The sequence below is a fragment of the Methanococcoides sp. genome, assembly GCF_030594565.1.
Taxonomy (GTDB): domain Archaea; phylum Halobacteriota; class Methanosarcinia; order Methanosarcinales; family Methanosarcinaceae; genus Methanococcoides; species Methanococcoides seepicolus.
The window spans coordinates 1-8,626 of the sequence record NZ_JAUVEY010000094.1 but is presented as its reverse complement, the minus strand read 5'-3'; the positions used below and the strand labels follow the sequence as shown (position 1 = coordinate 8,626).

At 40.4% G+C, this 8,626-nt stretch carries 4 protein-coding genes; all 4 read right to left on the bottom strand.

Going from position 1 to position 8,626, the window contains the following annotated elements:
- Window positions 1-84 precede the first annotated feature (84 nt).
- Window positions 85-786: a YkgJ family cysteine cluster protein gene (locus QAS77_RS08435; RefSeq protein ID WP_305064916.1), complete on the bottom strand. Its 702-nt coding sequence runs from the start codon at window positions 784-786 to the stop codon at window positions 85-87.
- Between the two features lie 130 nt (window positions 787-916).
- Window positions 917-5,710 carry a DUF3320 domain-containing protein gene (locus tag QAS77_RS08430; protein ID WP_305064915.1) on the bottom strand — a complete coding sequence of 1,598 codons (4,794 nt, stop codon included), beginning with the start codon at window positions 5,708-5,710 and terminating at the stop codon, window positions 917-919.
- Between the two features lie 258 nt (window positions 5,711-5,968).
- The gene (gene uvrC / locus QAS77_RS08425; protein ID WP_305064913.1) at window positions 5,969-7,783 is read right to left on the bottom strand and encodes an excinuclease ABC subunit UvrC; all 1,815 of its coding nucleotides are present in this window, start codon (window positions 7,781-7,783) and stop codon (window positions 5,969-5,971) included.
- A gap of 47 nt (window positions 7,784-7,830) precedes the next feature.
- Entirely contained in the window at window positions 7,831-8,592 is a 762-nt protein-coding gene (locus QAS77_RS08420; protein ID WP_305064911.1) for a ribonuclease H-like domain-containing protein, read from the bottom strand.
- Window positions 8,593-8,626 lie beyond the last annotated feature (34 nt).

Genomic DNA, 8,626 nt, shown 5'->3' with positions numbered 1-8,626 from the left:
CTCACCTATCAGTGATCCTGTTAATCGGGTGCTGGGTAAAATGGCAAGGGATGGTAAGCTCAGTGGTAGCTGGAATGAGTGATCTCATTCCTCTTTTGAGATGCGACAAAGCTCCAATCCGTTGTTGTGGAACACGTAAACAACTATCTCTTTTCCCTTTTCAAAGGCTCGCATCTGGCGGTCATAGACAGATTTGACATGCCTTGATCCATTCTCTTTGAAATGTTCCTTTACTTTTTTAAAGAAAGCTATCTGCTGCTCAAGGTATGCTTCTTCGTATTCTTTAATATCAGATGCTATCACTTTCGCATCTTCATCCTTGATCTCACTATGATAACATCCATGCTGGTCCAGACCGGATATCTGTCGCCAATCAAGGTTTCCTTCTTCATCTGTCTCCCGGTGGAGCATGTATGGGTAAAGGCTGCATATGGTTGGCCTCTTGTCATAGATGGTGCACCGATTGTTCTCAAGAAGAACGCAACTTCCATCCTCCTTTGTTCTCAGTGAGTATCCGGAAACGTAAAAATTCCCCTTCTGGTCACAGAACTCATAGTATGGTGCAGGGGTGATAAGGGACTCATCTATCTGTTTCATTGCTTCTACATCTTTTTCCAGCAGGAACACATGGTCGTTGAACTGTCTGGTGCAGCACATCCCGCACAGATCACACTCGAACCCGACCTCCTTTATTATCTCAATAAGCTTTTCATCGGGATATTTTTTCAATGCCTTGAGCTCTTTTTCCGTTTCCCTTATCATTTCGTCTATCACTTTAAAGGTCATCACCTGCAATTCGTCTATTCTTCATCTTCTTGGGAATACGTTTTAGGATGTATTAGTATTTTGAGCTTCCAACTTTTCAGATGAATACGATATTTTCTTATTGTTGTTCTGTAGGAATATTGATATTTTTTTATCTTGACTCAACAAGGTCTACCATACCACTCGATAAAACCCTCAATTCATTCTTATCAATCATTTTACTAACAACACCCTTTATCCTCTCCGCAATCGTCCCACTGGTGGATCGGATTCCGAACAAACGTGATGTTTGAATCGCAAGTTCATCAGGGGATGTGGCGTGCTGACTTTTAAGAACCAGTTTTGCAGCTTCAGCTATTTCCTCATTACAGATCATTTCTATCTTTGCAGCAACTTCATTACCACGCCGACGAACCTTTACATCATTGATGTCCATCCAAAGGAAATCTCCTCGATTGACAAGTTTTTCATTCCTTTCTGAATAATTCACAGCTTCTATGATTGCATTTTTGATTTTCTGACCGGTTCTTTTTAAGCCGTGGTTTTCACGAATTCGTTTTATCATCTCATCTATATGTACAGGAGATTCAATTTTTAGGATCTGGATGATAGCTATTTCAAGCTCAGAATGTGACAGTTCATGTATTTGTTTCTGTGTATCGATGTCGATTTCAGAACATATTCTGTATTCGGGAACAAGGTCAAGAAGTGTTCCTTCATTCGAAATACAAGATTCATTAACCTCTTCCCGCTCAACACCTGAATCCAGTATTTTTACTGGGTTTTCCAATGGTTTATTCTTATTTATTGTGGGTTTGGGAGTATTTAGCTTAGTCTTCTCAATAAAATCCCTTAGCCTTATCTTGCAATCATTCTTATTTCGATACCAGTCTGTAGACCAGATACGATAAATTGTCCAGCCTAGGTTTTCAAGAACCTGTTGGCGTAGTCTGTCCCTATCTCTTGCAACTGGAGATGAGTGATATTTAGCACCATCACATTCAATTCCTAGAAGGTATCGTCCACGGGAGTTGGGATCAACAACTGCTAGATCCAGTCTATAGCCTGCACAACCAACCTGTTTTTGAGCATCATATCCACAATCTAGAAGGAAATCATAAACTGAATCTTCAAACGGTGAATCACTGTCTTTTCCTGTAGCTTCAATTGTTTGGAGATTCCTGTTTTCGGCAAAGTCTAAAAATGTTTTCAAAGCTTTCACTCCAAATGGTGAAGTTTGAATAGTTGCAAGATCCTTTGCCTGGAAATTGGAGAACACAACACATTTTTCACGTGCACGAGTTATCAGGACATTTAATCTTCTTTCTCCTCCTTCCCGATTGAGTGCGCCAAACTGAAGCCTAAAATTGTGGTCTCTATCAAAACCAAAACCAACGCTTATAAAAATAACGTCTCTCTCGTCACCCTGTATTGTTTCCAGATTCTTGACAAAGAAATGATCAGGACGTTTACTTTCGAAGAACTCAGTCATATCAGGCTGTTCCTTGAGCAGCATTTCGACTTCTTCTAGTATGATTTGCTGCTGGTTCATATTAAATGTACCAATTCCAAGACTTTTATCGGGATATTTTGTGAAGTGTTCCAGAGCAGCTTTTGCCACAGCTTTTGCCTCTTTCCTATTCCCTTGACTTTTCCCTCGACCATAGACAGTATCAGGTAAATGAACAAACTTTAGGCCTAAGTGTTCCATATCAGCCATAGGAGATGGGTAAATCACGAGATTCTGATCATAAAATTCCTGATTAGAAACCGCAATTAATGATTCATGCCTACTGCGATAATGCCAACGAAGATTCTTTGTCAGGAAACTACGCTTGCATAAGTGAAGTATGCTTTCGATGTCCGATAATGAAGTTGTATTCTCTTCATCGGAATCATCCATTGAATCAATTATCTTGTCAAAGAAACTTGTAGGTGGAAGTTGACGAGTATCTCCTATTATCACACACTGGTTTGCACGTAATAGTGCTCCTAAAGCATCTTCGGGTCGCACTTGGCTAGCTTCATCAAAAACAACAACATCAAAATTGATATTGAGGGGATCAAGAAACTGCGCTATTGATAGTGGACTCATCATGAAACAAGGTTTAATTTTTTGTATTAAGCTACCGGCATTTTTCATTAGCTTTCTAATGGGCATATGCTTGCGCTTTCGGTTGAATTCTCCTAATAGAATACCAGCCTCTGATTTTGGAGATGCACCTCTGGGGATTGGTGGTTGTCTTTCATAAAGCAAATATGCAAGTCTCTGTCGGTTCTCGAAAATTAGTTCACGATCGAGTTCTGTGAATGTTTTAATCTTTTTTTCATGAAGTTCACCCATAAAACTTGCTAATGTTTGCCTTTCCATGAATGCGCATCGAAGAAGATCTTCTGCAAAATTACCTTCAAAGCATGGAATTATATCATCCGATTCCATGAGATTCGAATCAATAAGGTTTACAATTGGAGATGCAAACGTTTCAAGACATTGATCTCTACGAACAGTAAATTGACCCCATTGCTGGAGTTTTGGGATTCCTTCTTTCCACAATTGAAGTTGATAGTCCGTGTCCTCAATACATACATCATCAAGATTAGTATCAAACACTAGTTCGTGATCTAAATTGAGCCGATCAAATAATTTATCGCGTTGTTCAACAAAGATACAGACGGTTTTTGGTACATCTTCTATCGCTTTATCCAGATCTCCTTTAGAAACACCAGAACTGACTTTATCGACCACTTCATTATTGAAGGCATCTTTCAACAACTGCTGACGGAAGGATACGACCCATTCTGCAAAGGAATCAAGCATTTGTGGATTACTTTCTTCATCTTTCCAGTGTGAACCAAAAAGACTCTGTCCGCTTTCATTCGAGTCTCGAATTTCCCTTCGAGATTGAATGCACGCCGATAACTCATTTAGATCCGAGATGATATATTCTGTTTTTTTAGGAGCGATGTCTTTGTAAAATGAAGAGATTTCATTTTTCAAGTAACGATATCTACTATTAAATAATCGGAAGATGACGAATTTAGCAGATAGTTCTTTATATTCCTTGACAATAGACTCAATGTTTTGTTCAAATGCAGTCTCCCTAAATGTGGAATGTAAAGCAGAACTTTGTCTATGGAAATCTTCTACCTGTTTAATTAATAATTTTGCTTCATTACTCTGTTCATTCCATTCTTGATTTAATAAAACCTCTTTATCGATAGGTTTAGATGCTGCCACAACTTTTGCAGCAGAAATAGATGATTGAATTTCTTTTAAAGTATGGGGGAGATTTGTCGAACTAAGTTGACAAAGATCATCTACTGAAACGACAAGATTATCCAATGATATTTTACATTCGTCAATTAGTTTTTCAATTTCAGATTCGTCAGATGGAAGCATCATTCCTGGCTTACAGCCTTTCCATTTGTGATTATTGACTGGTTTTACAAGAGATAATATGTCGGAAATATTCGAAAGGGCTGATATTGCTTCTGTCCAATCCTTTTGGCTACATTTTTCAATATTGGTAAACTTAACATTTGGCATTTCTCGTCCAACATTTTCAAAATAGCGTAATGCATCCTCTTTCATACAAAATAAATTGAATGGGGACTGTCTGATATACCCGAAAGGTTCTCTCAATGCACTTGCATAATCGTTTAATTCTGCTTTAAGCGATTCTAATTTATCAAAGCGGCTGTCTAAAGACACCGATTTTGGAGGCGATAGGGAGACAGTGCGTTCGAGTTCTTTGAGAACCTCTTTTTTGTTTGATTTTCGGCTATGTAGTTCAAGGCAAAAATCACCCAGACCTGACTGGTCAAGACGACTTTTTACCACTTCAAGAGCTGCCATTTTTTCACTAACAAAAAGTACTGATTTTCCTGCTGCAAGAAGCTCGGCAATGATGTTTGTGATGGTTTGAGATTTACCTGTCCCTGGTGGCCCTTCTACTACCATGTTCTTGCCCGATTTTACATCCTCGATCACAGCAATTTGAGATGGATCGGCATCCATCACGTGATATACATTTTGAGCATTAATTTTTTTGTCAACATCATCTTCAGAAAATTCAGTTTCACAAATTTGAGTATCAGGATCAAATATACATTTTATCAAAGGATGCTTGGCTGGAGAATTATCCTCAGGCCATGCCATCGGATCAAGATCCTTATACATAACAAACTTGGTAAAGCTAAAGAAACTCAAGTTAATGTCGGATAGAACTTTCCAGTTGGGTTTTTTTGCGATAGCTTCTACAACATCTTGATAATATTGATCAAATCCTTCCTTCTCATCAGGCATTTCAAATTCGGGAAGTGAAATGCCGTCTTCAATCAGCTTTGCCTGCAGAGAAACATTTGTGAATATGTCTTCCCCTGTCCATGACAATTGAAAAGGACCACCTGCAACTGTGCGAACCAATTCAACAGGAACAAGAATTAATGGAGCTTGCCTTATTTTGGAAGTGGTGGTAGGGTCTTCCCACTCTAGAAATCCAAGAGCCAGATACAGGACAGTATATCCCTGCTCTTCAAGTACCGATTGGGATTGCTGACTAATATAGTACATTCTTTTTTGAAGATATTCACTTTTCAGTGTTGTTTGAAGAAAACGATCAGTGTGTTTACCTTCCAGTTCTTCATTGGACTCTGGCATTTTCCAAAGTAAAGATGATTCGTCATCGTCAATATCTTCATTTGATATGTCTGACTTGTTTTCATCAGCAAATGTTTCATATTTCTGATCTTGATTTTTTGATTTGGGACGGAACTCCATTTTCTTTTCTTGAAGAACCAATCTATCATAGACCTCTCTTGGTATTTCATCCACCACTCTTATTTTTCTGTCTTTTGATGGATGGAAATTCAACAATGAGTTGCGCATTGTGAGATCCAATAAATTGTGTCTTGCTACTTCCAGCTCTTTATTAACAGTACTCATATCATTGCTCCGTCTAAAATAATCCGATGACACTATAATAATTGTTATATTTTGGCTATTAATGTGATAAATGTATATAATTCTGGCTCTGTAATAATCTTATTTTCGAATCTGAATAGTCGTCAATAATTTTAATAATAAAAATCACATGGTATGCATGTATGTATTATGTATGTACATTGATGCATCACCATCTCTAAAAAAAGCAGGCAATTTTTACGATACAATGTCGCATCTCGCAGCAATAAATGATCAAATTTACTGGTTTGCAACTCTCTCTTTATTAAAATGAGCAACGATCTTTTCGGCAAGTCCTTTACTGATGCCATCCACTGCAGTAAGTTCCTCAACGGATGCATGGCGTATCTGCTCAATGGAACTGAAATGGTTCAACAATGCCTTTTTTCTTGAGGCTCCTATCCCCGGGATAGTGTCCAGTTCTGAGTGAGAGAGCCTTGCAGTGCGTCTTCTTCTGTGGGATGATACAGCGAACCTGTGGCTCTCATCCCTTACACGCATGAGCACTTTGAGTGCTTCGGATGTGTGGGGTAATATTACAACCTCATCGGTGTCATCCTTTGGTACGATGATATGCTCGAATCGTTTTGCAAGTCCTACAAGCGGGATGTCGAGTTGCAGTTCCTTTAAAGAGCCCATGGCAGCACTGACCTGTCCGGGACCTCCGTCTATGAGGATGAGGTCTGGTAGTTTGTCTTTCTCGGCTTTTTGCCGCGTATACCTGCGTTTTACGACCTCTGCCATCATGGCAAAATCATCGATTCCTTTCACCGTTTTTATGTTGAAATGCCTGTATTTGCTATTTGCAGGTATGCCGTTCTCAAAGACCACCATTGAACCAACAGCATCAGTGCCCGATATGTTGGAGATGTCAAAACCTTCGATGTGCGCAGGCAATGTGGACAATGAAAGGGCATCCCTGAGCTGTAACAGTGCTTGTAGTGCCTGTTCCTTATCACTTTGCTTAAGGTGTGACTGCTCCATGGTCATTTGGGCATTTTGCTCGGCCATTTCCATCAATCTTTTCTTGTTACCCCTTTGAGGTACCTGTATTTGTACACTTCTCGCTGCTTTTTCGGAAAGCCATTTGATTACGAGTTCCTTTTCGGCTATCGGGTGCTGCACAAGTATCTCGGGTGGCACAGGGGCATCCTGATAGTATTGTTTTATGAATTCATCTGTGGCACGGGCTATATTGCCGGTGACATCTCCCCATGAAAGGGAAAGATCGGCTTTACCTACCATATTTCCGTCCCTGATGTAGAAGATCTGTACGAAAACGGTCTCATCGTCAGAGGCAGTTGCAATTATGTCGCTGTCATCATTTCCCGCAGTGGCCGTCTGTTGCTGGGAAAGGCTTTTCAGAGCATCTATATGGTCACGTATCGCAGCAGCACTTTCATATTCCTGTGCCAGAGCATGGGTGTTCATCTTTTCCTGAAGCTCTTTTATTATACCGGATGTCTCGCCTTTAAAGAACTTCACTGCTTCCATCACATTATTGCGATATTCTTCAGGCGATATCGAGCCATTGCATGGGGCATAACATCGATCGATATGATAGTTCAGGCATGGCCTTTTTCCTTTGTCGTCTATTCTACGGTTGCATCTTTTAATCCTGAATATCTGTGAGATCATCTCAAGGGTCTGTTTGACAGGTTTCACATTCGTATAAGGGCCAAAATAGAGGGCGCCGTCCATAAGCCTGCGGCGCGTTATGAATATTTTGGGAAATTTTGTATTGACAGTGACCTTCACGTAAGGATAACGCTTGTCATCCTTCAGGGCGATGTTGTAATGCGGCCTGTTCTTCTTCACCAGATTAGCTTCGAGTATCAGTGCAGCGACCTCAGATTCCGTGACAATGTAGTCAACATCCGCTATCTTCCTGACCATTGCTCTTGTTTTGGAGGAATGGTTCTTGCTGGATTGGAAGTACTGGCTGACCCTTTTTTTAAGGGACTTCGCCTTTCCTATGTAGATGATGTTGTCGGATACGTCCTTCATAAGATAGACGCCCGGCAGGTCAGGTATGTTGGATATGTCCGGTCTCATTTTTGCTGTTCCCTCCAATCACAGCAGAAATTGCTGCTCCCTTTCTGTCATTTCCCGAGGGTCTTCTGAAATGTCCTCTCGATGAACTGAGGATACGTTTTTTCAATTATTGTTTTAAGGTTGACAATATCTTCCCTGTTATATTCCAGCAACAGTTCAAGGGATCCTTCATTACCGCGTTCATATTCGTGCCAGAGCCTCACAGCATCGAATCCGGTGATCCCTACGGTCTCATCGGTTCGGTTTATCTCCAGTTCCTTCTCAATTGCTTTGAGGCCGCCGGAAAGGCCTATGCGCCTTAGAGGATACATCAGATCGATGTGAAGCTGGTTGAACTCTATCTGTGGGAATTCCTTTTGTATAAAAGGCAGGTCAAAACGGGCACCGTTGAACGATACGAGCAGTTCATATTTCTGTAACTCTTCTACAACGTCTTCAAGGTCTATACCTTTGACGTACGTTTTTGCATCTTCTCCATCGTATATTCCTATCACTGTGATATAGGAACTTGAAGGTGACAGTCCGGTTGTCTCTATATCCACATAGGCTACCGAATCGGAGAAGTGTTCAAATGCCCTCCATTGTTCCGCACTTGGGAGGCAGTTGGCGAAATATTCGAAATCCTTTTGTTCCAGGTGTTCTTTCGATTCGGCTATGCCATTTGCTATCTTTTCTTTTCGGGTTGCTGGAATGGATATTTCATCCTGATGCTCAAGGTACTCGTCCCATGTGCAATATCCACTCTCCCATATTCGTTTTTCAATCGTTTTTCCAATTCCGGGGATGTGTGTGTAAGTACTTGTAAGCATTTTGTTTGCTCCACTGGACTTTCAGCTATACTTC

Bases quoted from the DNA above. Each gene is read 5' to 3' on its own strand.
- QAS77_RS08435 (WP_305064916.1), bottom strand. From the start codon at position 786: ATGACCTTTAAAGTGATAGACGAAATGATAAGGGAAACGGAAAAAGAG.
- uvrC (WP_305064913.1), bottom strand. From the start codon at position 7,783: ATGAGACCGGACATATCCAACATACCTGACCTGCCGGGCGTCTATCTT.
- QAS77_RS08420 (WP_305064911.1), bottom strand. From the start codon at position 8,592: ATGCTTACAAGTACTTACACACACATCCCCGGAATTGGAAAAACGATT.
- QAS77_RS08430 (WP_305064915.1), bottom strand. From the start codon at position 5,710: ATGAGTACTGTTAATAAAGAGCTGGAAGTAGCAAGACACAATTTATTG.